Source organism: Alteromonas sp. B31-7 (genome assembly GCF_015767655.1).
GTDB classification, from domain to species: Bacteria; Pseudomonadota; Gammaproteobacteria; order Enterobacterales; family Alteromonadaceae; genus Alteromonas; species Alteromonas australica.
The window spans coordinates 1093180-1115063 of the sequence record NZ_CP065233.1 but is presented as its reverse complement, the minus strand read 5'-3'; the positions used below and the strand labels follow the sequence as shown (position 1 = coordinate 1115063).

General features: G+C 42.0%; 19 protein-coding genes and 1 pseudogene. 12 read left to right on the top strand and 8 right to left on the bottom strand.

Features of this window, described 5'->3' with window-relative positions:
* Nucleotides 1-44 precede the first annotated feature (44 nt).
* The 3 genes from IUA53_RS04705 (at nucleotide 45) to drt3b (ending at nucleotide 4300) form a co-directional block, all read left to right on the top strand.
* Nucleotides 45-839 (top strand): M48 family metallopeptidase, encoded by a 795-nt coding sequence (locus IUA53_RS04705; RefSeq protein WP_044057874.1) that lies wholly within the window; start codon nucleotides 45-47, stop codon nucleotides 837-839.
* Nucleotides 840-1128: 289 nt separating this feature from the next.
* On the top strand, nucleotides 1129-2340 hold the full coding sequence (gene drt3a, locus IUA53_RS04700) for an antiviral reverse transcriptase Drt3a (RefSeq protein ID WP_196898527.1): 1212 nt from the start codon (nucleotides 1129-1131) through the stop codon (nucleotides 2338-2340).
* Entirely contained in the window at nucleotides 2330-4300 is a 1971-nt protein-coding gene (drt3b, locus tag IUA53_RS04695) for an antiviral reverse transcriptase Drt3b (protein WP_196898525.1), read from the top strand. The genes drt3a and drt3b overlap by 11 nt, the downstream gene beginning before the upstream one ends.
* 395 nt (nucleotides 4301-4695) lie before the next feature.
* On the opposite strand, the gene IUA53_RS04690 is transcribed toward drt3b, so the two are convergent.
* Nucleotides 4696-7206 carry an exonuclease domain-containing protein gene (locus tag IUA53_RS04690; protein WP_196898523.1) on the bottom strand — a complete coding sequence of 837 codons (2511 nt, stop codon included), beginning with the start codon at nucleotides 7204-7206 and terminating at the stop codon, nucleotides 4696-4698.
* 243 nt (nucleotides 7207-7449) lie between these two features.
* Nucleotides 7450-8292, bottom strand: coding sequence for a mechanosensitive ion channel family protein (locus IUA53_RS04685; RefSeq protein WP_196899430.1), 843 nt, complete (start codon nucleotides 8290-8292; stop codon nucleotides 7450-7452).
* A 702-nt stretch (nucleotides 8293-8994) separates the two neighbouring features.
* Between IUA53_RS04685 and IUA53_RS04680 the strand changes: the two genes are divergently transcribed.
* From IUA53_RS04680 to ruvX, 4 genes are all read left to right on the top strand, one after another.
* Nucleotides 8995-9723 carry a 16S rRNA (uracil(1498)-N(3))-methyltransferase gene (locus IUA53_RS04680; protein ID WP_044057877.1) on the top strand — a complete coding sequence of 243 codons (729 nt, stop codon included), beginning with the start codon at nucleotides 8995-8997 and terminating at the stop codon, nucleotides 9721-9723.
* Between the two features lie 205 nt (nucleotides 9724-9928).
* Nucleotides 9929-10882 (top strand): glutathione synthase, encoded by a 954-nt coding sequence (gene gshB, locus IUA53_RS04675; RefSeq protein ID WP_044057878.1) that lies wholly within the window; start codon nucleotides 9929-9931, stop codon nucleotides 10880-10882.
* 27 nt (nucleotides 10883-10909) lie between these two features.
* The gene (locus tag IUA53_RS04670; RefSeq protein WP_196898521.1) at nucleotides 10910-11476 is read left to right on the top strand and encodes a YqgE/AlgH family protein; all 567 of its coding nucleotides are present in this window, start codon (nucleotides 10910-10912) and stop codon (nucleotides 11474-11476) included.
* Nucleotides 11469-11897: a Holliday junction resolvase RuvX gene (gene ruvX / locus IUA53_RS04665; RefSeq protein WP_044057879.1), complete on the top strand. Its 429-nt coding sequence runs from the start codon at nucleotides 11469-11471 to the stop codon at nucleotides 11895-11897. The genes IUA53_RS04670 and ruvX overlap by 8 nt, the downstream gene beginning before the upstream one ends.
* A gap of 28 nt (nucleotides 11898-11925) precedes the next feature.
* On the opposite strand, the gene IUA53_RS04660 is transcribed toward ruvX, so the two are convergent.
* The 3 genes from IUA53_RS04660 to IUA53_RS04650 all read right to left on the bottom strand — a co-directional run bounded on the left by IUA53_RS04660 (nucleotide 11926) and on the right by IUA53_RS04650 (nucleotide 14485).
* Complete coding sequence (locus IUA53_RS04660; RefSeq protein WP_044057880.1) at nucleotides 11926-12255, bottom strand: putative signal transducing protein; 330 nt, start codon at nucleotides 12253-12255, stop codon at nucleotides 11926-11928.
* Nucleotides 12256-12319: 64 nt separating this feature from the next.
* Nucleotides 12320-13432, bottom strand: a complete 1113-nt coding sequence (locus tag IUA53_RS04655) for a PilT/PilU family type 4a pilus ATPase (RefSeq protein ID WP_044057881.1) — start codon at nucleotides 13430-13432, stop codon at nucleotides 12320-12322.
* A gap of 9 nt (nucleotides 13433-13441) precedes the next feature.
* Nucleotides 13442-14485, bottom strand: coding sequence for a type IV pilus twitching motility protein PilT (locus IUA53_RS04650; protein WP_196898519.1), 1044 nt, complete (start codon nucleotides 14483-14485; stop codon nucleotides 13442-13444).
* A gap of 27 nt (nucleotides 14486-14512) precedes the next feature.
* Here IUA53_RS04650 and IUA53_RS04645 point away from each other — a divergent pair, with 27 nt between their 5' ends.
* From IUA53_RS04645 to IUA53_RS04625, 5 genes are all read left to right on the top strand, one after another.
* The gene (locus IUA53_RS04645; protein WP_196898517.1) at nucleotides 14513-15211 is read left to right on the top strand and encodes a YggS family pyridoxal phosphate-dependent enzyme; all 699 of its coding nucleotides are present in this window, start codon (nucleotides 14513-14515) and stop codon (nucleotides 15209-15211) included.
* 85 nt (nucleotides 15212-15296) lie between these two features.
* Nucleotides 15297-16118 carry a pyrroline-5-carboxylate reductase gene (gene proC / locus IUA53_RS04640; protein WP_044057884.1) on the top strand — a complete coding sequence of 274 codons (822 nt, stop codon included), beginning with the start codon at nucleotides 15297-15299 and terminating at the stop codon, nucleotides 16116-16118.
* Between the two features lie 21 nt (nucleotides 16119-16139).
* The gene (locus IUA53_RS04635; protein ID WP_044057885.1) at nucleotides 16140-16679 is read left to right on the top strand and encodes a YggT family protein; all 540 of its coding nucleotides are present in this window, start codon (nucleotides 16140-16142) and stop codon (nucleotides 16677-16679) included.
* 36 nt (nucleotides 16680-16715) lie between these two features.
* Nucleotides 16716-17156: a DUF4426 domain-containing protein gene (locus IUA53_RS04630; RefSeq protein ID WP_044057886.1), complete on the top strand. Its 441-nt coding sequence runs from the start codon at nucleotides 16716-16718 to the stop codon at nucleotides 17154-17156.
* A 132-nt stretch (nucleotides 17157-17288) separates the two neighbouring features.
* On the top strand, nucleotides 17289-19310 hold the full coding sequence (locus IUA53_RS04625; RefSeq protein WP_231401258.1) for an NADPH-dependent 2,4-dienoyl-CoA reductase: 2022 nt from the start codon (nucleotides 17289-17291) through the stop codon (nucleotides 19308-19310).
* Nucleotides 19311-19354: 44 nt separating this feature from the next.
* Here the strand turns inward: IUA53_RS04625 and IUA53_RS04620 are convergent, their stop codons facing one another.
* The 3 genes and pseudogenes from IUA53_RS04620 to IUA53_RS04610 all read right to left on the bottom strand — a co-directional run.
* A complete protein-coding gene (locus IUA53_RS04620) occupies nucleotides 19355-19690 on the bottom strand; it encodes a VOC family protein (protein ID WP_044057888.1) in 336 nt (111 codons plus the stop codon).
* A gap of 82 nt (nucleotides 19691-19772) precedes the next feature.
* Nucleotides 19773-19976 (bottom strand): hypothetical protein, encoded by a 204-nt coding sequence (locus tag IUA53_RS04615; RefSeq protein WP_196898513.1) that lies wholly within the window; start codon nucleotides 19974-19976, stop codon nucleotides 19773-19775.
* 616 nt (nucleotides 19977-20592) lie between these two features.
* Nucleotides 20593-21651, bottom strand: a pseudogene (locus IUA53_RS04610) (polysaccharide lyase family 7 protein); the annotation flags it as partial.
* Nucleotides 21652-21884 lie beyond the last annotated feature (233 nt).

The window sequence follows — 21884 nt, the reverse complement described above, 5'->3', positions numbered from 1 at the left end:
AGTAAGGGCGTAGTTGCCTTTTAACAAACACAAAGGAAGACATGATGAAATTGAGATTCAAGGTTACCCTCGCCGCCCTCGCACTAACCATAGGGGCATGCGCTACATCTCCCACAGGACGTAATCAAGTCTTGTTATTTTCAGAATCTCAACTAGCAGAAATGGGCGATCAAGCCTTTACCGGCATGAAGGAAGAGCTCAAAATTTCTAATAAAGCGGTACAAAATAGCTATGTTGAATGTGTTGCCAATGCGATTACTGCGCAAGTACCCAATACGGTATTTAGCGGGCAGTGGGAAGTCGTCGTATTTGACGACGAACAGGTGAATGCGTTTGCCCTGCCCGGTGGTAAAATTGGCGTGTATACCGGCCTATTAGCGGTAGCAGAAAATCAACACCAATTGGCGGCGGTTATCGGCCATGAGGTTGGCCATGTCATTGCCGAGCATGGTAATGAGCGTATGTCTCAATCCACGCTTATCAATGTTGGTTCACAAGCGATGGGGCAAATTCTTGCAGCCAATGAGGTGCCCCAATCTGGGCCCATTATGGCGGCAATAGGTTTAGGCGTGCAAGTGGGTGTTCAATTGCCTTTTAGCCGCACGCATGAGTCTGAAGCAGACATCATCGGTTTACAGCTAATGGCCCAGTCTGGTTTTGACCCTCGCCAGTCGGTTAACCTATGGGAAAATATGGACGCCGCAAGTAACGGAGAGCGGCCAATTGAACTGTTATCGACTCACCCAGCACCGCAAACACGTATAGAAGATTTAGAGGCGAACATGTCATCTGCTTATGCCAGTTATCAGTCAGCGCCTTACCGACCCAATTGTCGATAACACAAAGGGTCGATAACACAGAGTGTCGAAATTCAGATACAAAAACACCACCGTAAAGGCGGGCTACTGAATGAACTTGGAGTTATTATCTATGATGACTCCAATTTCTTTTTGTAAAATACCTATTTGTCAATAACATAGAGCCACTCACCTTCTTAAAAAAGCCACAATTAGCTATTATAATTCATATAGATAGTGTATGTTTTTATACAGTAGCGTAAAAATCACGGATTTTACTAAATTTCCGTTCAATTATTTACTGATATGGTATCTGAAGGATTAGTCAAAAATGCTTAATCAAGCTTTTACACCTAAAAACTATCTCCGTTTAACCAAAAAAGTAGATCCTCGAAATTATAAAATGGGGGGTAAAAAAGAAGATTATCTAGCATTTCATCAAGGACTGACAGATGAGCTTATTAGCTCTAACTTCACAATAACTCCAGTTCGTCCGAGAAAAACAAAAAAAGGTGAAATGGTTATACTAGGTACTCATCACCCTGTATCTGAATTTGCACTCAGGAAAGCAAACGATAACTTAAAACGAATATTCAAAATAAAACCTAAAAACAGAGAGCAAATTGTTAAGCAAGTAGAGGCTCTTCTTAAAGAACCTGTGCCGTTTACCGTTTTAAAGTTAGATATCGAAAAGTTCTATGAAAACATACCACTAGAGACAGTTCTAAAGAAAATCAATGACAACCCTGTGCCAAGCAGCCAAACCAAAAAAATAGTAAACACTTTTTATAGTAACTCACGCTCTGGCTTGCATAGGGGGCAAGCTATTAGTTCAACTTTATCTGAATTATTTCTACAAAAGTTTGATAGGACGATGGCTGCACATCATTCGATTTATTACTACGCTAGATTTGTTGACGATATAATAATCTTTACTACAAAACCCAAACAAGACATAGAACGTCTCGCAGAAAGCTCCTTACCTAGTGGATTGAAATTTAACAACAAATCAGACCATATCAAAAAAGAGTTGCCCCCGAAAGGTGCTACTGCCGTTGAACAAACATTAGAATACTTAGGATATAAGTTTGTAATCAAGAGTGATAAAAATAAGCAAGTAAATATTGGAATAGCTGAATCTAAATTGAAAAAAATCAAGTCTAGAGTTATTTGTTCATTGAAGCGATTCTGTATAGACGGTGATTATGATTTGCTTTTTGAGCGAATTAAGTTCCTAACTGGAAACTATACAATTAATAGCAACAGAAAGGGGCTGAAATCAGGAATTTTCTATAATTATCCATTGATAGAAAAACATCAATTAGGAGAGGAAGACCTAAGACAACTAGATATTTTTCTTGCTAGGAGTGTACTTTCTAAGAGTGGCAGTTTAGGAAGTAAATTGACTGGTATATTATCAAACTCTCAAAGGAAAAAGTTGATTCGACTTAAATTTGAAACGGGCTTTAAAAATAAAAAAACTTTTAAATTTACCCCAGAGAAAATCATATTAATAAGAAAGGCTTGGAAGCATGTCACGTAAATCTAAAAAACAGTTTATTAATAAAAATGACGCTTACCGGGCTTTGCTCACCGACACGCTCCCATACGAAGTCCCTTTTAAGTTCTCCAACTCAGGGTTTTATAAGGCTTTAAGGGATAATGACGATAAGTTGAACTTCCCTTTTCCGCTTAATAGCGTTAAGAAAAAGGTGTATAGCATTCCTTATAATTACAAAATTAAAAAGGATGAGAATTCATATAGAACATTATCTGTTATTCATCCACTACATCAAATTGAGTGTTCAAAATTCTATTCAAACTTTGAACAAGTAATTTTAAACCTAACGGCAAACAACAAATATTCACTCAGATACCCTAGCGATATAGGTTCGTATTATTATGAAAAGAACAAAAAGACTGAAGATAAAGACGTTGAATGGGGAGCTGTAGACAATAACTCTGAATCTAAGTTGACTTCTAGTTCATATTTTTCTTATGAAAAATACAATTTTATGTATAAGTTTTATGAATCTTATGAGTTTCATCGACTCGAAAGAAAATTTCAAAACCTTTTGAGAATGGATATATCCAAGTGTTTTCACCATATTTATACCCATAGTATGTCGTGGGCTGTTAAGGGTAAAAACTTTTCAAAAAACTACGTCAATGCAGATACATTTGACGGTGGGTTTGACAAGTTGATGCAACTAATGAATTACAATGAAACAAATGGCATTTTGATTGGTCCCGAAATATCAAGAGTTTTTTCGGAGATTATCCTACAGTCTATTGATACTAAAGTTGATAATGCTTTATCTAGTAATGAACTTACTCGTGGAGTTGATTATGAAATTAGGCGTTATATTGATGACTATTTTATATTTTCTAATAACAAATCTGTTTCTGAAACGATAGCACAAATATTAGAGAAGAATTTGTCAGAATTTAAGCTCTACATTAATGAGTCAAAAACAATCTCTGTCAACCGCCCATTCATGACTGGCGAAACTATAGCTAAAATTGAAATAGGCAAGACAATTGATCACTACTTTTCTCAACTAGTAAACTTTAAACAAGATAATGACTATTCAGAAGAAGAGCTTTTGAAAAAGATTTGGAATAAGAGTTCATTGTCTAATTCCTTTATCAGAGATGTCAAAGCTATTGTAAAGAAAAATGAGATAAGTTTTGATGCTGTGATTAGTTTCTCAATATCAATTTTAATAAAGCTACTTAAGAAGGTTCTTAACGCTATTAAGAATCACAAAGCAGCGGTGGATATAAAGGACTTAGAAAAATTAAAAATTTTTGTATTAGAAACGACCTTCTTTATTTTTGCTATGAGTCCAAAATCACGAAGTAGCTATTTGATTTGTCGATTAATTAATCTGTTAAAAGAAGAGCCTAAAGATGGTTCAGATGATTCTAATATAAATAAAGCTATTTTTGATGAAATCACTTCTTTAATTCAATCTAGTTCTCATCAAAATAAAGCACCCAACATTGAGCTTTTTAATCTTGTTACTACCTCAGAGTCTCTTGGACGGTCATTTATGCTATCTGAAGAGCTTCTACAACAAGCTTTTGGGTTAGATGCTGACATAAAAAGCTTAGATTACTTTCGAATTGTTTGCTGTATAGATTACTGTGGGAATAAGCGTAAATTTAAAGGGATAAAGAAGCAGATCATAAACTTTGTAATAGGCACTAAGTTTGACGATTTCGATATGATTGAAAAATCAACAGAAGCCTTTTTGTTGATATGTGACCTATTATCTTCCCCTTATATCTCCAAAGCAGAGAAAAAAGCAATCGCAAAAGCTTATTTAATCGCATATCAAAAAGAGAATACATCACTTAAAACTGAACAAATCGGTCAAAAAGCTTCAGCTCTTACAAGTTACTTTAGCTCAGAAAAAGAGTGGTTCTATGCTTGGAAGAGCAAACCCGAAGATATTCAAAAATTATTGATGCGCAAAGAGTTGCGTACAGCATATTGATATAATAACATCGTAATTGCAAAGTGGCAGGCTGTAATTTGAGCCGTGCCTAGAGATCTAAATAGATGATACCTATCGTGATTAGTTTATCAATAAACTAAGATTGATAGGTTGAGTTTATTTGGGTTTACACGATGCTTATAGCTTTGTCTGTAGTAAGATGCGTCAGAAACGGGCCATAGGTGTGAGGTTTGGTAACGTTACAAGCCTGACATCCTAAGACACCGGTTAAAGTGACCTTAGGGTCATAAAGCTTAATAGCTTAGATTTAATGATCAAGCTTGATGGTTAACTGTTGATGTTTGAAATAATGAAGCTGGATAGCCTTGCTAGAAAGCTGACTTTTCGAGAATGGATGCAGCACACACGAAAGGCCCACTTTGCACCCTTCTAGTTTATGCTTTTGGTTCATTTATCATTGATTTATTTGTAAATATTTCTTTATTGAAACTGAAAGAAATGATGTCTTCCGCAGTAAATAAATCAGTAGTCAAATTTAGCCTCATTGCTGGACTTGTCGGTTTTGGCATTAACTGGCGTTTACCCTTGTATTCTTCTCTCAAGCTACGTTCATTGGTAGAGCAATAATTGTGGTATATCCTTTTAACTTCCATTAGCTTTGCCATCCATTTTGGATTGTATCCTGAATATGCATTCCATCGCTTTGAATTGGTTCCGCTTGTAACAGGCCGTTCATAGTAATTAATGTGTCTCCTTAAAATCTGGAACCAATTATCGACTCCATTTAGTGACGCTGAATTTAGTAGTGACGCAATTTTTTCCGGCTCAAAACCTTTAATATTTGTTAGCGGTAGAAAACCAGCGAACCTTGATAACATATTCGGACTCACAATCCATTCTGATTTACTTCCTTTGAGCGTGACACGGTTACTTAACTGCTGGCTCCAAAGTAAATTAAGCCGTTCTTCTTTAGACAAACTAGGAAAGTCTTGCTGTAATTCTAAGTCTCTCTTTTTTATCAGTTCAGCAGTAGATTTATCTAACAATTGATTATTGCCTGAACGCTCCGTAAAGACTTGAAAAGCCCTCATTGTTCCATCGGCAAGCCAGTCCTGAAAAACACCGGAAATAGCAGTTTTGAACCCAGAGTCGTTATCAGCGTACAAGTTAATATGCCAAGCGGTACGAAGCATCTCTTTTATGACAGCGAAATGTGTCAACATACTATACGTTTGATTTACCAAGAGTCCTTGCGTTGGCATTTGCATTGCCACATCAGCATTTGTTTGACGAGCTATTTCTTCTACTTCGGCATCATTTAAAACATACTGAGCATACCTACGATAATAACTCTCTTTGTCACTATCTTTTTTCTCTTTATATTCTTTTTTAATGTAATCAGAGTCGCTGGTGAAATCGAAGTTTAATGTTGAAGCAAACACATACCCTGAATGGTTATCAACTGTAGAGGTTACAACAAGAGGCGTTGGACGAGGAATATCATGATCTCCCCAATTTGTTGTATGGTGCAATCGATCTGTACTTAGATTTAAAGTTTTAGTAGCTACAGCGTGGTCAATAAGCTGTGAATGATATGCATCGAAAGCCAAAGCTTGTTCATAGAAGAAATCAATTTTCCCATATATTACTTTGGCTGACATATCTAACTTTTCTTCCTCACGGTTGATTATTCCTTTGTTCATGAGGTTGAGGAAGAGAGGTAAGTTTCTATCTCTCATATAGTGACGCTGCTGAGGGTCGAGCTTAACTGAAAACCTTGTATTACATGACTCACACTTAATTCTTTGAGATCCCAAGCGCTGCTCTTCAAGTTCTTGAACTGTTGGCTTACGACCTCTAGCAACTGACTTGCTCACTTGCTTTTTGATAACTTCTGTTGGTCTAGTTTTTCCTGATAACGTATATAGTTCAGGATTACTGAAAATACCTTTACCAACATTTGTACATCGTGGCTTTAATACTGCCGTTCCTTTTCTTACTTCGTATGACTCTGGTATATAGTAATGGCGCTGACCATAAGGAGTGCCGCTATCACCAGTATTTGGGCAGGATGGCTCCTCCTGTCTATTAATTGCAGCTTGTCGCTCTAATTCTTTGCCAAAGCTTTGATTATTTATAATTACAGAGCTTTGACCACATAGCTTACAGGTCAGCAGGTACTCATTTTTATTCGTGGTTAGCTTATATCCATTTCTGAGTCCCTTTTTAGGCTTTCCATTTTGATATTTTTCTGGATTTAAGGCCACAACGCCAAAGTTTGCACACTCACTGTTCTTACAAAAGTTTTGTTGGATGAATGTTCCATCCAATTTACTTTTATATGCCCTAGGAATAGTTAGTAGCTTGGGATCTCGATGAGGTTTTGACTGAGGGGTTCGTTCTAAAGGGGTGATTGTTTCATCTGTTAGCTTGAAAAATAGCTCTGCACATAAAGCAGCATCAATGAGGGCACCGTGGGTTTTACGATGGCTTATATCAATACCGTATCTTTTACATGCATTATCTTGGCTAATATTTTTTTCTGAATTGAATTTGAGTTTGGTCAACTCCATCGCACAAGTAATTTCAGAGCAAATGTCATTAATTGAAGACGGGTAGTTAATTCGATTTAGCTCACTATTTATGAACTGGATATCGAATGATGCATTGTAAATAACAAGGTGAGCATCCTTTATGAAATTTATGAAGTCTTCTGACACCTCTTTAAAGGTCGGTTTTGCTACTAATTCTTCACCAGAGATTTTGTGAACTTTAAAAGCGCCTTTTGTAGATTTTTTACCTTCAGGATTAATTTGCGTATTAAACACTTTCCCTGTTTGTTTGCCATCTCTATATTCTATGCAGGCTAGGTCGATGATTCTATGACCACCTTTATGCGGATTTAAGCCCGTAGTCTCAGTATCTAAGAAGACATATCTCGTCATAATTTCCCCCGTTACTGAGAAATTATAGGTAATTTGAATGGTTTTTATAGTATATATTTGAAATTTAAGTGCTAATTGTAATTTAAATTGAAATTAATCTAGACGAAGTTTGGATCGTTATTATTACAACCTTCTGATTTATATAGGTTAGTTTGTGAAAAAGCCACTGTTAAAAAACAATGGCCTCCAAGTTCATTCAGTAGCCCGCCGTAAAGGTGGTGTTTTTTTAATGCAATGGAAGTGTTATTCGCTTGCGTCTTTGTGAAGGTGTACATCCATTTGTGGGAATGGAATAGAAATACCTTCTTTATCAAAGCGAAGTTTTACCGCTTCTGTAAAGTCAAACTTCACACCCCAGAAATCAGCCGATTGTACCCATGGACGAACCACGAAGTTCACACTGCTGTCAGCCAGTTCCGCAACGGCAATAGTCGGTGCAGGCTCTTGAAGAATTCGTGGATCGGCTTCCACCATTTCTTGTAATACTTGCTTCGCTTTCAGTAGATCAGCGTCATAACCAATTCCCACAACCATATCTACACGACGTGTTTCTTTTGCTGAGAAGTTGGTAATTGTACCGCTGTAAATAGCCCCATTTGGCACAATGATTTCTTTGTTGTCTGGGGTAGTCATTGTAGAGGTAAAGATACCAATTTTATTCACAGTACCCGCTGTACCGCCGGCTTCTACGAAATCACCGGATTTAAACGGTTTAAAGACAAGTAACATAACGCCAGCAGCGAAGTTTTTCAGCGAGTCTTGCAAAGACAAACCAATCGCTAAACCAGCCGCACCCAATATAGCAACCAACGAGGTCGTATCCACGCCTAGCTGATCTAACGAGGCCACGATGACGAAAAGCATCAAAATCGCACTTATTATGGCTTCTAAGAAATCAACCAACATCGCATCATATTTAGATTTCGCCATAACTCGGCGGAAAATAGAAAGGATAAACCCAACTACTATTCTACCAATGACATAAATAGCAATCGCCATGGCAATGTTAATACCCCATGGAATTGCGTATTCATTTATATAGCGTTCGATGTCGCTTGCTGAGAAAAGCGATAAATTATCTTCCATCATATTGTCCTTTTAGTTAGTTGCTAATTTCAAGCCGAATTAAACTAACAGGCTTTTTAGGTTAGGCCAATCGCTTTGCCCTAAAAAGGTTCATTTTTCCCCTAAAGTCTAATTAGAATGCCGCCTGCAGCGATAAAACTTTATCCTAAAGTTGAGTTGGTTTACGCCATCAACTTGGTAATATTTACTTAGAAATCAAACACTAAATGTTTATAAAATGTTAACAACATCATCACTGATGTTTTTTATAAATTTGAAGTCAAAGTGAACCATTTATTCTTGTTTTTAGATAATAACCTTGGTTATTTCAACTATTTCATAGATTTAACGGGCTGTTAAATTAAAAAAGGATTCATTTATGTTTTTTCTCGTGATTTTGTATCTCGTTGTGTCAGTGATTTTTATTTACGCCTTACGTTCAGATTCCGGCGAAAACACAAAATATGCGCGTAAAAGCCACGTTAGAACCCTTAACACTGATGACAATAGCATCCCATCTATCTCGAACTCTAAAAGCCCTATAAGCCTTTCTTCTCGGTTTACGCTGGCCTAACATGCAGCGCATTGCCCTTAATATTCCCGTGCAGTGCTGTCAATTTTTTCGTCGCGGGTTATTCCCTTCCTTCTTTATCCTTTAACGCATTGCATGCCCCCTGCTCTCACACGTATTATATACCCCTATCTGATTTTTGATTGTTACGTATGCGCATACCAAGAGTTTATTACCCTCACCCTATTCCTTTGGAACAAGAGTTTCCATTAACTGATGACGCGGGTCACCACATAGCCACCGTCCTTCGATTGAAAGCGAATCGTCCCATTGTGCTTTTCAATGGAGATGGAAATGAATATAGCGCGCAAATTATCAGTGTTCAGCGTAAAAACGTGATTGTTGAAGCGGATGCGTGCTTGTCTTTGACTAAGGAGTCTCCCTTACCAATACATCTTGGCCAAGGGGTCTCCAAGGGCGACAGAATGGATACGGTTTTACAAAAAAGTGTGGAGTTGGGAGTGACTGAAATTACCCCTATCCTGACAGAGCGCTGTACCGTGAAATTAGATGCCGGGCGGTGGGAAAAAAAGCAACAGCAGTGGCAAAAAATTATGGTTGGTGCATGTGAACAAAGCGGAAGGAATGTGCTGCCTACGCTCAACCCTCCGGTAACTCTGTCTAACTGGCTAGCCGAGTCCACGTCTTCCACTCGTTTAGTATTAGCACCTGGCGCTACCTCTTCATTAGCACGTCAACCTTACAACACCAAAGGTTACCGGTTACTCATCGGCCCAGAAGGTGGCTTATCAGAAACGGAAATACATCATGCGAACGAAAAGGGTTTTCTTTCTGTTAGTTTAGGGCCACGCATTCTTCGCACGGAAACCGCCGCCATAAGCAGTGTCTCCATCCTGCAAGCGCAACATGGCGACCTGTAATTGGTAGGTTAAAGCACAAAAAAGCGAGGTTTAGCGCGCACTATGTGAAACATTTTCCGCGCGGCGATAAATGCGAAAAAGCCGGGGCGAACGCTTGAAGAATGTTGCGACGCCCCAACATACATAAACAGATTCAGTAGGGTGAACCCCGGTTTCACCCTGCTTTCCTTCAATGATTAATGAATATGCGTAAGTGAGAAAATACATGCACTATACCGTTGGCGTGATTATGGATCCCATTGCGGCGATAAAGCCACACAAAGACACGAGTTTTGCGATGATGCTGGAAGCGCAGCGCCGTGGCGCCACTGTGTTGTATTTTGAACTTAAAGATTTGTATTTAGATAACGGTAAGCCCATGGGACGGGGCAAGCGAGTCACCGTGATTGATCGCGCCGAGGACTTCTACGCTATCGAGGATGAGCAAACGCTATGCTTAGGTGATGTGGACGTTTTACTCATGCGTAAAGATCCGCCTTTCGATGGTGAGTTTCTTTATGCTACTCAAATCTTATCATTAGCCCAAGATGCCGGCGCCTTGGTAGTGAATAATCCGCAAGCATTAAGAGATTACAACGAAAAGCTATTTACCTCTTACTTCCCTGAGCATATTCCACATACACTTGTTACCAATAATCCGACGCTGGTTCGTGAGTTTCATGCCACGCACAAAGATATTATCTGCAAACCCCTCGATGGTATGGGTGGTGCGTCTATCTTTCGCGTAAAGCCTGATGGGAATAATTTAGGGGTCATCATTGAAACCCTTACCCAATTGGGTCAGCGCTACATGATGGTACAAGAATACCTTCCGGAGATTAAAGACGGTGACAAGCGTGTGCTTATTGTGGACGGCGAAGTTATTCCTTACTGTCTTGCTAGGCTCCCCACCAAAGGGGAAACACGGGGCAACCTAGCGGCTGGTGGTACGGGACGCCCTCAACCAATTTCAGCATCAGATCGTGCACTGGCAAATGCGATTTCTCCCACATTGAAAGCAAACAACATCATGTTTGTAGGCTTGGATGTGATTGGCAATAAAATTACCGAAATAAACATTACCAGCCCGACCTGCGTAAGAGAAATTGAAGGGCACTATAATATTAATATTATGGCAATGCTTTTTGATGCAATTGAAAAGCGACTGGCTAGTAATTAGGCCGTCATCCGTCAGTAAGAGGTACAAATGACTGAATTGAAAAGCTTACAAAACCACTTTCTCATCGCCATGCCAACGCTGGACGATCCGTACTTTTCTCGTTCTCTCACCTATATTTGTGAACATAACGATGAAGGAGCAATGGGTTTAGTTCTCAATCAGCCATCCACAATGAACCTCAAACAATTACTTGAACAAACCGATAAAACGCTTACCGTAAGCGATGATAAAGCAGAGCAAATTATTCTCGCCGGTGGCCCGGTGAGTCAAGAAAGAGGGTTTGTCCTTCATACTGAACAACCAGGCTGGGGTTCTAGTTTAACCCTTGCGCCTGGCATTATGGTTACCACCTCCCGGGATATACTTACGGCTATTGGTAGCAATCAAGGCCCTGACGAAGCCCTCATCGCCTTGGGTTACGCAGGATGGACCGCAGGCCAGCTTGAACAAGAAATGCAAGAAAACGCATGGCTAACCATAGAAGCAGATGAAGAGATTCTGTTTAACACACCTATACACAAAAAGTGGCAAGCTGCGGTGAACAAACTTGGGGTCGATGTGTGGCAGTTAGCTCCCGGAGCTGGTCATGCCTGATATAGGTCAACGAACAGTATTGGCATTTGATTTTGGCACGAAAAGTATCGGTGTGGCTGTTGGGCAGGAAGTCACGGGCACAGCGTCCCCTCTTGCCGCATTAAAAGCGAGGGATGGTATCCCAGATTGGCAGCAGATTGCTGCGTTATATGAGGAATGGCAGCCACATTTAGTCGTGGTGGGTTTACCGCTAAATATGGACGGTAGCGAACAAGAAATGACGCAAAGGGCGAAGAAGTTTGCCAATCGGCTTCATGGGCGATTCAAAGTCGCGGTAGAAACCTGTGATGAGCGTTTAACCACCACTGATGCCAAATCAATGCTCTTCGAACTGGGCGGCTACAAAAAACTGACGAAAGACAAAATAGACAGTGTATCTGCCTGCGTTATATTTACCAGTTGGATTGAAAGTCAGTATTAGGGCGTATTAGTACTCATCTCACCACGCCCTACACCTCGTGTCTTTGATGTTCACATTGCCAGCAAAAATCGAAGGCAGCGCCGTTTTTTTCCTTACAGTTGCGACAAACCCACTCTTGCTCTTTATCCCCCGGTGACGAAACACTGTGTGCCATTAAAGCGTCCATCACCTGATTTGCTCTTGCCTGCCAGGTATCATCTATCAACCACAGTTCTGGCTGCGTATCTTGCCAAGGCAGTTCTCCCATTGCGCCACTGGCGTACTCATTTTTAATCATGTAAGGAATGGCAAGCGCATCTAATTCGCTTTTTAAAGATTGCATTAAAAACATGTCATCAGAGGAAAAGAGTTTAATCAAAATAGTACCCTGGTGTGGACAGTACCCTCATCATACCTTGTCCAACGCGACACACCTATTCTCATTAATCATCCATGTCGATTGACACGTTAGATAGGGTGCCTAACGAAGCCCCTGTATTGGCATCAAGTTTAATCATTAGCCGCAGATCGTTGGGTGAATCCGCATGATGCAACGCTTGCTCCACATCAATTTTGCCTTCACGGTAAAGTGAATAGAGCGCCATATCAAAACTTTGCATTCCCTGCTCTTTCCCTTTTTTCATTGCCTCTTTCAAACTACCGATTTCATTTCGTTGAATAAGATCTGTCACTAGCGGGGAATTCAGTAAAATTTCAATCGCCGCCACTCGTCCTTTCCCGTCGGTAGTAGGGACAAGTTGCTGCGCCACAATTGCACGGATATTCAAACTTAAATCAAACCTCAGTTTATCGTGCTGATCTTTAGGCGCAAGGTGCATAATGCGTTCTATGGCTTGATTGGCATTGTTTGCATGTAGCGTCGCTACGCACAAATGGCCGGTATCAGCAAAGGACATTGCGTATTCCATGGTTTCCATAGACCGAATCTCACCAATAAGAATGACATCGGGTGCTTGGCGCAATGAGCTTTTTAGCGCATCGTCGAAGGACTGTGTATCTATGCCCACTTCCCGTTGTGTGACCACGCAATTTTTGTGTTCGTGAACAAATTCAATGGGGTCTTCAATAGTGAGAATGTGCCCGTGAGAGTGCTGATTTCGGTGACCAATCAGTGCCGCCAGAGAGGTAGATTTACCTGTGCCTGTCCCCCCCACAAATAAAACCAGTCCACGTTTAGCCATTATGATGTCTTTTAACACTGGCGGCAGCCCCAAATCATCTGCTTGCGGGATGTCAGTGACAATGCGACGAATGACCATTCCCGCTTGATCCCGCTGCCAGAACGCAGAACAACGAAATCGGCCTATGCCCTCTCGTACAATGGCAAAGTTGCATTCTTTAGTGGAATGGAACGCCGCTTTCTGGCTGTCATTCATGGCATCTTCAACCAGAGAAAGCGCGGAATGTTCTGTAGTGACCTGTTCACTCAATGGGGTTAACTTACCGTTAATTTTTGCGCTAACTGGAAACCCAGCCGTAATAAATAAGTCTGAAGCCTGTGCGCTAACCATTTTTTGTAGATATGTGTCTAACATGACTGCCCCCTAAAAATTCGCCAAGGCAGATTTATCCATTAACTTGGCTGCAGCATCTTGTTGAGTAACCACACCCATCGCCACCAAGCGCTGTAAACATTGATCCATGGTTTGCATACCATGGGCTTGACCTGTTTGAATGACTGAGTACATTTGTGGCACCTTATCTTCCCGAATAAGGTTTCTAATCGCGGGGATCCCCACCATTATTTCATGAGCAGCAACCCTGCCCCCGCCCACTTTTTTAAGCAGAGTTTGCGAAATCACCGCACGCAAGGACTCCGATAACATTGAACGCACCATAGACTTTTCTTCTGCAGGAAATACATCAATGATACGGTCGATGGTCTTAGGGGCTGAGTTTGTATGTAAGGTTCCAAATACAAGGTGGCCGGTTTCAGCCGCCGATATTGCTAACCGTATGGTTTCTAAATCACGTAATTCACCTACCAATATTACATCAGGATCTTCACGTAACGCCGAGCGTAATGCATTGTTAAATGAGTGGGTGTCTCTGTGAACTTCTCGCTGATTTATCAGGCTTAACTTGTTTTCGTGGACAAACTCAATGGGGTCTTCAATGGTTAAGATATGCTCTCTTTTTTGCGTATTTATATGATCAATCATGGCAGCCAGCGTGGTACTTTTACCCGAGCCTGTGGCGCCAGTTACAAGCACAATGCCTGTAGGTTGATTAATAATAGATTTGAAAATATCAGGGGCACCTAGCTCTTCCAAGGTCAACACTTTGCTTGGAATAGTGCGCAACACCGCGGCTGCACCTCTATTTTGTACAAACGCATTCACTCGAAATCGTGATAATCCTTGCACCTCAAAAGAAAAGTCTGTTTCAAGGTTTTCTTCGTATTCTTTTCTTTGCCTGTCATTCATGATCTCGTACACAAGCCCATGAACTTGCTTATGGTCGAGGGCGGGAACATTAAGCTTTCTCATTTCGCCATCTACCCGAATAATAGGGGGTAAACCTGCTGACAAGTGTAAATCTGAGGCGTTATTCTTAACACTGAAAGCCAAAAGTTCGGTAATATCCACAACCACTCCTTAACACCAAGGTGAACAATGCAAACAATAGCAGAACGACTGGAAACCGCACACGCGGAGATCGCAAGCGCGACTGCCAAATCTCATCGTCCTTCAAATTCGGTAAAATTGCTAGCCGTGAGTAAAACTAAACCGGTATCCGATATCATTGCAGCGTATGAAGCAGGACAACGTTTATTCGGCGAAAACTATGTTCAAGAAGGCGTAGACAAAGTACAAGAACTGTCCCACCTTAGCGATATAGAGTGGCACATGATAGGCCCCATTCAGTCGAATAAAACCAAAATAGTGGCTGAACACTTCCACTGGGTTCAGTCGGTAAGCCGGGAAAAAATAGCCCGTCGATTGAATGACCAGCGCCCAGCACACCTGCCTCCGTTAAACGTGTGTATTCAGCTCAATATTGATGACGAACAAAGTAAATCAGGTATTAACAAAGAGGAATTTGGTTACTTAGCGCAACTTATCGAAGGTTTACCCCGCCTTGTATTGCGTGGGATTATGGCCATCCCCAAAGCTAATCCATCGACACAAGAGCAACAAGCAACCCTCAGCGCGTTAAAGGAAATATTTGACCAATACCATACATCATTGAGCAATTTTGATACCCTATCCGTAGGAATGAGCAATGATATGCAAGAAGCCATTTATCACGGCTCGACAATGGTGCGAATAGGGACGGCTATTTTTGGTCAACGGAACGACACTACCTCCTAAGATTTACAGGTAGTTACGCGACATTGAAGGCGTAAATACATCACCGCAAATACTGTTAATACAATCTCGACTCAAAAGGATATACATGCAACAGAAAAAATTGGCATTTATCGGCGCGGGCAATATGAGCCGCAGCATCATTAGTGGGTTAATTCAGTCAGGTTACGACAAATCACGCATTCTCGCGAGTAACCCATCTACGCCTAAATTGGACCAATTGAAGAGCGAATTTGGTATTCAAACTACGCAATCTAATGATGAAGCCTGCCAGTTCGCTGACGCTATTGTTCTTGCAGTTAAACCTCAAATCATGGGCGATATGTGCGCCGATTTACAACACAATAATGACTTGTCAGGTAAACTATTTCTCAGTATTGCAGCAGGGTTACCTGTGGCTAGATTACAAGCAATGCTGGGGGGAGACTATCCTGTTGTTAGGATCATGCCTAACACCCCAAGTTTACTCGGCAAAGGTATGTCGGGCATGTACGCTGATAGCACGGTTTGCGAAGACGACCGCACGTATGTCGACGATGTGATGAATAGCGTAGGCGAAACTGTGTGGGTTGAACAAGAAGAGGGAATTAACGGCGTTATTGCCGCGGCGGGCAGCAGCCCTGCCTACTTCTTCTTATTTTTACAATGCATGCAAGAAGAAGCGATGGCAATGGGCTTCGACAAAGCACAATCGCGCCTGATGGTACAACAAGCCATGTTAGGGGCAGCGGAAATGGTTTGTCATAATCCTGATTTAGAATTAAGCGAGCTTCGGGCTCAGGTAACATCAAAAGGGGGCACCACAGCTGAGGCAGTGAATACCTTTATTGATGAAGGTCTAAAAGACATAGTTAGTAAATCTATGCGTGCGGCTGTAGCCCGCGCTGAAGAAATGGCAAAACAGCTTTAACGTTTGTAGGAATTAAGCACAATGAGCGCAACGGTTTTTCTGGTTGATACACTATTTTCTCTGTATTTAATGGTGGTTATTCTTCGGTTGTGGCTACAATTAGCCCGCGCCGACTTTTACAACCCAATGAGTCAATTTGTTGTGAAAGCGACACATCCCATAGTGGGGCCGTTACGCAGAATTGTGCCTTCCATTGGCCGCTTAGATACGGCAACACTCGTGCTCGCGATTGTGGTAGCGGCGTTAAAGCTTATTGCACTAGGTGCCATGGCTGGCGCTGGCTTAAACCCAGTAACCATCCTAATTTTAGCGGTTATCACCGTGGTGAAAGAGGCTCTGTCTTTGATGTTTTGGGTGCTATTGTTACGCGCCATATTAAGTTGGGTGTCTCAAGGGCAATCTCCTATTGATTATGTCCTACATCAGCTTACCGAGCCCTTTCTCGCCCCCATACGCAGGGTTATTCCGCCATTGGGTGGCTTAGACCTGTCGGTATTAATTGCCATTATTGCCTTGCAGTTTTTGCAACTTTTATTACAAGACACTTTTCGTCTTTATTAATTGATATTAAACAATAACCCAAAAGAGGTAATAGCCATGACAGCGTTAACCAAGCGCCTTTATCTTCTTGCCACCCTGTTTGCAGCCTTGGTAAGCAGTGATGCGTTGGGAGAACAAAAGCAAAAACTGGGTGACTGGGATGTACATTATATGGTGGTAAGTACGCCATTTTTAACCCCTGAAGTGGCGGCTAATTATGGCATCGTTAGAAGTAAATTTAATGCCCTGGTGAATATCTCTGTGTTGGATGCAAAGACAGGTGAAGCGCAACGGGTTTCTATGACTGGAGACGCAAGGAACCTCATAGGCAATAGCCGAAAACTCTCATTCAAAAAAGTGGAAGAAGGCGATGCGATTTACTACTTGGCCGTCTTGCCTTTTAGGGATCAAGAAACCTATCGGTTTACCATCGATGTTCAAAAAGGAAACGCGGCGCAAACACTAAAATTTCAGCAAAAAATGTACGTAGACGAATAAAAAACATCTCTTTATCTTTACGCTACGCGTAGAGTGGTAAATAATCGTTATAACTGGTCGGGCTAGTTGCTACTTCTTAACACAAGGTGTCACAACAGCCCGCAATGCATAATAACGAGAATGAGTACCGCCATGAATACGCCCTACCCCCACCTTCTAGCCCCTTTAGACCTTGGCTTCACCACCCTAAAAAATCGCACCTTAATGGGGTCTATGCATTTGGGGTTGGAGGAAGAAAAGGGCGGCTTTCAAAAGCTTGCAGCCTTTTATGCGGAACGCGCTAAAGGGGGTGTAGCACTCATCGTAACCGGCGGCATTAGCCCAAACTTATCTGGCTGGGTAGCGCCTTTTGCAGGCCGCATGACCAGTAAGCGACACGCGAAAAAACATAAGGTGATCACAGATGCCGTCCACGCTGAAGGGGGCAAAATATGTATGCAAATTTTGCATTCGGGTCGTTATGGATACCACCCTCTAGCGGTATCCGCATCGGCGGTAAAATCTCCTATCACGCCTTTTAAGCCGCGGGCGTTATCGTCTAATGCGGTAAAACGTACCATTAAAGATTACATAAAATGTGCAAGTTTAGCCCAGCAAGCCGGTTACGACGGCGTAGAGGTTATGGGTTCTGAAGGCTATTTAATCAATCAATTTTTTTGTAAACGCACCAACCACCGCGATGATGAATGGGGCGGTAGTTTAGAAAATCGCGCACGTATGGCCATTGAAATTGTGAAAGGCATTCGCGAAAAGGTGGGTGAAAACTTTATCATTATATACCGCCTCTCTATGTTGGATTTGGTAGAGGGCGGCGCCGAATGGGATGAAGTTGTTTATCTTGCAAAAGCCATAGAAAGTGCCGGTGCAACATTAATCAATACCGGCATTGGCTGGCATGAAGCGAGAGTCCCCACCATCTCGACGTCTGTCCCCCGCGCGGCCTTCACGTGGATAACACAACGGATGAAAAGCGAAGTGACCGTGCCCCTTGTGACCACGAACCGAATAAACACCCCTGAAGTGGCTGAAGCCGTGTTATCGGAGGGGCATGCCGATATGGTGTCTATGGCGCGTCCCTTCCTTGCCGATGCTCATTTCGTGGCAAAAGCCATGCGAAACGAATCTGCTCTTATTAATACCTGTATTGCCTGTAACCAAGCTTGCCTCGACCATGCTTTCGCACAAAAGCGTGCCAGTTGCTTGGTTAACCCTCAGGCCTGTTATGAAACCGAACTTACGTTTCTTCCTGTGGATACAAAAAAGAAAATTGCCGTGGTGGGTGCTGGTCCAGCCGGACTGGCTTTTTCTATGTATGCCGCCGATAGAGGTCACGAGGTTCATTTGTATGATAAGGCCGTCGAAATAGGCGGGCAATTTAACTATGCGAAACAAATTCCCGGTAAAGAGGAATTTTACGAAACCTTACGCTACTTTAAAAACCAGTTAGATAGAGCCGGCGTTAACTTGCACCTCGGGGTAGAAGCTAAGGCTGACACCTTTATAGATGCAGGCTTTGATGATGTGGTGCTAGCCACAGGAATAAAACCAAGACAACTGACCATTGAAGGCCACGACCACCCTAAAGTCATGGGGTATTTAGACGTGCTTCGCGATCATAAACAGGTAGGCGAGCAGATTGCGGTTATAGGCGCAGGGGGAATAGGCTTCGATGTGGCAGAGTTTCTTGTTGAGAATGAAAGCCTAACCACCAATAAAGAGGCTTGGTTAAAACACTGGGGGATTGATAAAACTTACTCAAACCCTGGGGCCCTCGCTGAAAAAGACATTACCCCCTCACAGAGAAAGGTCTACCTACTACAACGAAGAACATCTAAGGTAGGTAAAAATTTAGGTAAAACCACCGGATGGATCCACAGGCAATCACTTAAGCACCATAATGTTCAAATGCTGAATGGCGTAGAATATAAACGAGTAAATGATGAAGGTTTACACATAGTGGTTAACGAAGAAGAGAAGTGCTTGCCAGTGGACAACATTATTGTTTGCGCGGGCCAAGAGCCTTTCAAACCCCTTCAGCAGCCGTTAGAAGAAGCAGGACTTCGCGTTCATATTATTGGTGGCGCAGACGTTGCGGCAGAATTAGATGCCAAGCGAGCTATTCGTCAGGGTGCTGAATTAGCAGCCTCGATATAAGCAGCCGCAAAAGCGGTAGTGCTAAAGCAGCACACCTTGCGCAACTAAAATTGGTCGAACATAAGGGTATTGCCGTCAGGGTCTTTTACTATGCAATGCCCCGGCCCACTATCGCCTTTTACTGGCACGTCAATGTCTACACCGTGAGCCGCTAATTTCTCTTGCACTGAACGAACATCGCTTGGATTAAAGGTGAGAATGTTCTCTTCAAACATACCTTCGAACAAGCCTATCATGGTTTGCCCGTTCTTCATTATTAGCCATTTTTCTTCTATTGAACCACAGGACGTCATCGCCTCGAAGCCTAACGCTTCATAAAATTCCTTCGATACTTCAATATTTTTAACCGCTAAACTTAATGAAAAAAGTCCTAAATCCACAGTGTTCTCCATGAACGTTGATGTGATGAGTCACCACTTTAAATAACTCACCAACGAAGATCACGGCCACTTATCGCAAAAATTAAGATAAACCGCTTTTGTTACCTTGCCGTTTTTTGCCACGAAAACGGTGAGAAAACAATCCCGTCCAAAAAAGCATCTCTAATACCATCGCGGCCAAAATAAAGACTAATGCGCCAGTAAAGAAACCTCGGGCATAACAATAAATAACGACAAGCGCAAAAACAAACAAAAGAATATATCGCCAATAAGACTTCACTGTCATTTACTCTGATGGCTATAGGAAGGATAAGTAGAAAAGAAGAGCGATGAACAGTCAAAACTATTTAAGTAACAAATCATTTCTCTCCCCTGTAATCTGGCGATGAACAGGGGAAAGAAATATCACTGAAAAGTGAATAGGCCTAGTGTTGCCATTCCTTTTTAAGCACAGTGGCTTCGCCACCTTCCACTTTCACCTCTTTACGAGACTCTTTGCCGTCGCTGTCCACCGCATAGAATTCGTAAACCGTTACCGGCGTACCGTGCTGTTTGCTTTCTATAATACGCTTGGGGGTAAAAGAAGAGTCATGACTTGTCAGTGCTGAAGCGACATTTCCCGGCAATTGCTCCCACGTTAAATCACGTTGCACTTCGACAACTTGCCATATGCCATCTGTTTCTAGCATATCAAACTCTATTTCGTCGCCATTCGGTAAGTGGCCTTCTACATCTAAGTAGGTTTTTCCGTGCTTAGATTCTTTTTCAGCTTCCTGCATGGCAAAATTTGGTTCAATGGCCATAATGGCTTGCAATGCACTTGGCGGTAATTCCTCTAAGTTTAACGAGACTTTATTATTTAGCGTGGCACCTATTTTAGGCTTTTCACCGTGGTTGGCTTTTGGCGGCGTACTTTCGCCCACGACCAGCCGCTTGAAGGTAACACTGGCATAATCGCCGTTAGCCTTATCTTCCGCCCAGTTTCCTGTACCTAAACATGCTGGATACCAGAACGCGGGATCGTCTTTGGTGCTACATTGGTTATAGGCTCCCGCTTTAAAATAATTCCAATCCAACGTATACCCATACGGATGATCATGGGGGTCTAATTTCCCGTGGGCATCCACTGCATTCGCCAAATTAATCTTGTATTCAACATCTTCTCGACCTTGGGCTTTAAACGTCAGGTACATAACGTCACCGTGAACGTTGACCACATAGCTTATCTCTTCACCCAACGCGATACCTTGCTCCCCCGGATCAGCAGGGTTTTTCCATAAATTACCCCAAACAGGATAAGCAATGTCTCTTCGATTGGGGTCAGATTTAGGGAGGTTGCGTTCGTAGGTCCAAAACACCGAGCCAGTTTCATGATTAGGCCATTTTTTATAGTAAATTTTCAGTGGCTCGTTACCCCAACCAAACCCTTTTACTTTCTTTTCCCACTTGGTTGCGTGGATTTGTCCAATCACCACAGAAAACGCCGGTGGCTTTTCTGGATATTTAGCACGAAGCGCCACGTGATTTACTTTTAACGTCGCCTCCATTTTTCCGCCCACACGAGCAAACCTATTGGCAATGGGGTTACTTGCCACTGTAAAACTATTTTTGGGCGATTGGGTTTTAATTTTTGTATTTGAACCACGCAACATGTGACGTAATTCACTGCGCGTATTTGTAGAGTTTTTGGTGGTAAGGGCTTTGTTGGGTGAAGTGAACACCATGCCACCCTCATCATCTAAATAAAAAAAGTCAGGATGAGAAAAGCGTTGAATGTCTTTCACCGAGATATTATCAGGTTTACCATCATTGTTTTCATCAGTGGGTAGGGTTATATACCATTCACTTAAATCAAATTTATCCGCGGGTACAGCACTGTTTTTTGCGCTCACCCCAGTTGATGCAAGCATAATGCACGCGAGCACACTGCTTCTCGCCTTTAGGCGGTAATTAACACCCATATTAACCTCTATTGTTAGCACGTTTTCTTTTAATCTGCCTCACTGGTCACCCCATCAGGGAATAAACCTAGACATCAAAGCAGACCAAACAAATTGACCAATACATAAAAAATGTAATACCAATTTAACACCATAACATACCAATTACAAAATAGTTTCAAAAATATAACCCACCAAGCATCTGTACAGATGCGACGCAATGCAGAGCATCACCTTAACGTAACACGCCCCGC

Coding starts and splice junctions, on each gene's coding strand:
- drt3b (WP_196898525.1), top strand. CDS start 2,330: ATGTCACGTAAATCTAAAAAACAGTTTATTAATAAAAATGACGCTTAC.
- ruvX (WP_044057879.1), top strand. CDS start 11,469: ATGCCTGATATAGGTCAACGAACAGTATTGGCATTTGATTTTGGCACG.
- gshB (WP_044057878.1), top strand. CDS start 9,929: ATGCACTATACCGTTGGCGTGATTATGGATCCCATTGCGGCGATAAAG.
- IUA53_RS04680 (WP_044057877.1), top strand. CDS start 8,995: ATGCGCATACCAAGAGTTTATTACCCTCACCCTATTCCTTTGGAACAA.
- IUA53_RS04630 (WP_044057886.1), top strand. CDS start 16,716: ATGACAGCGTTAACCAAGCGCCTTTATCTTCTTGCCACCCTGTTTGCA.
- IUA53_RS04690 (WP_196898523.1), bottom strand. CDS start 7,206: ATGACGAGATATGTCTTCTTAGATACTGAGACTACGGGCTTAAATCCG.
- IUA53_RS04625 (WP_231401258.1), top strand. CDS start 17,289: ATGAATACGCCCTACCCCCACCTTCTAGCCCCTTTAGACCTTGGCTTC.
- IUA53_RS04655 (WP_044057881.1), bottom strand. CDS start 13,432: ATGTTAGACACATATCTACAAAAAATGGTTAGCGCACAGGCTTCAGAC.
- IUA53_RS04685 (WP_196899430.1), bottom strand. CDS start 8,292: ATGGAAGATAATTTATCGCTTTTCTCAGCAAGCGACATCGAACGCTAT.
- IUA53_RS04615 (WP_196898513.1), bottom strand. CDS start 19,976: ATGACAGTGAAGTCTTATTGGCGATATATTCTTTTGTTTGTTTTTGCG.
- IUA53_RS04705 (WP_044057874.1), top strand. CDS start 45: ATGAAATTGAGATTCAAGGTTACCCTCGCCGCCCTCGCACTAACCATA.
- IUA53_RS04645 (WP_196898517.1), top strand. CDS start 14,513: ATGCAAACAATAGCAGAACGACTGGAAACCGCACACGCGGAGATCGCA.
- IUA53_RS04635 (WP_044057885.1), top strand. CDS start 16,140: ATGAGCGCAACGGTTTTTCTGGTTGATACACTATTTTCTCTGTATTTA.
- drt3a (WP_196898527.1), top strand. CDS start 1,129: ATGCTTAATCAAGCTTTTACACCTAAAAACTATCTCCGTTTAACCAAA.
- proC (WP_044057884.1), top strand. CDS start 15,297: ATGCAACAGAAAAAATTGGCATTTATCGGCGCGGGCAATATGAGCCGC.
- IUA53_RS04670 (WP_196898521.1), top strand. CDS start 10,910: ATGACTGAATTGAAAAGCTTACAAAACCACTTTCTCATCGCCATGCCA.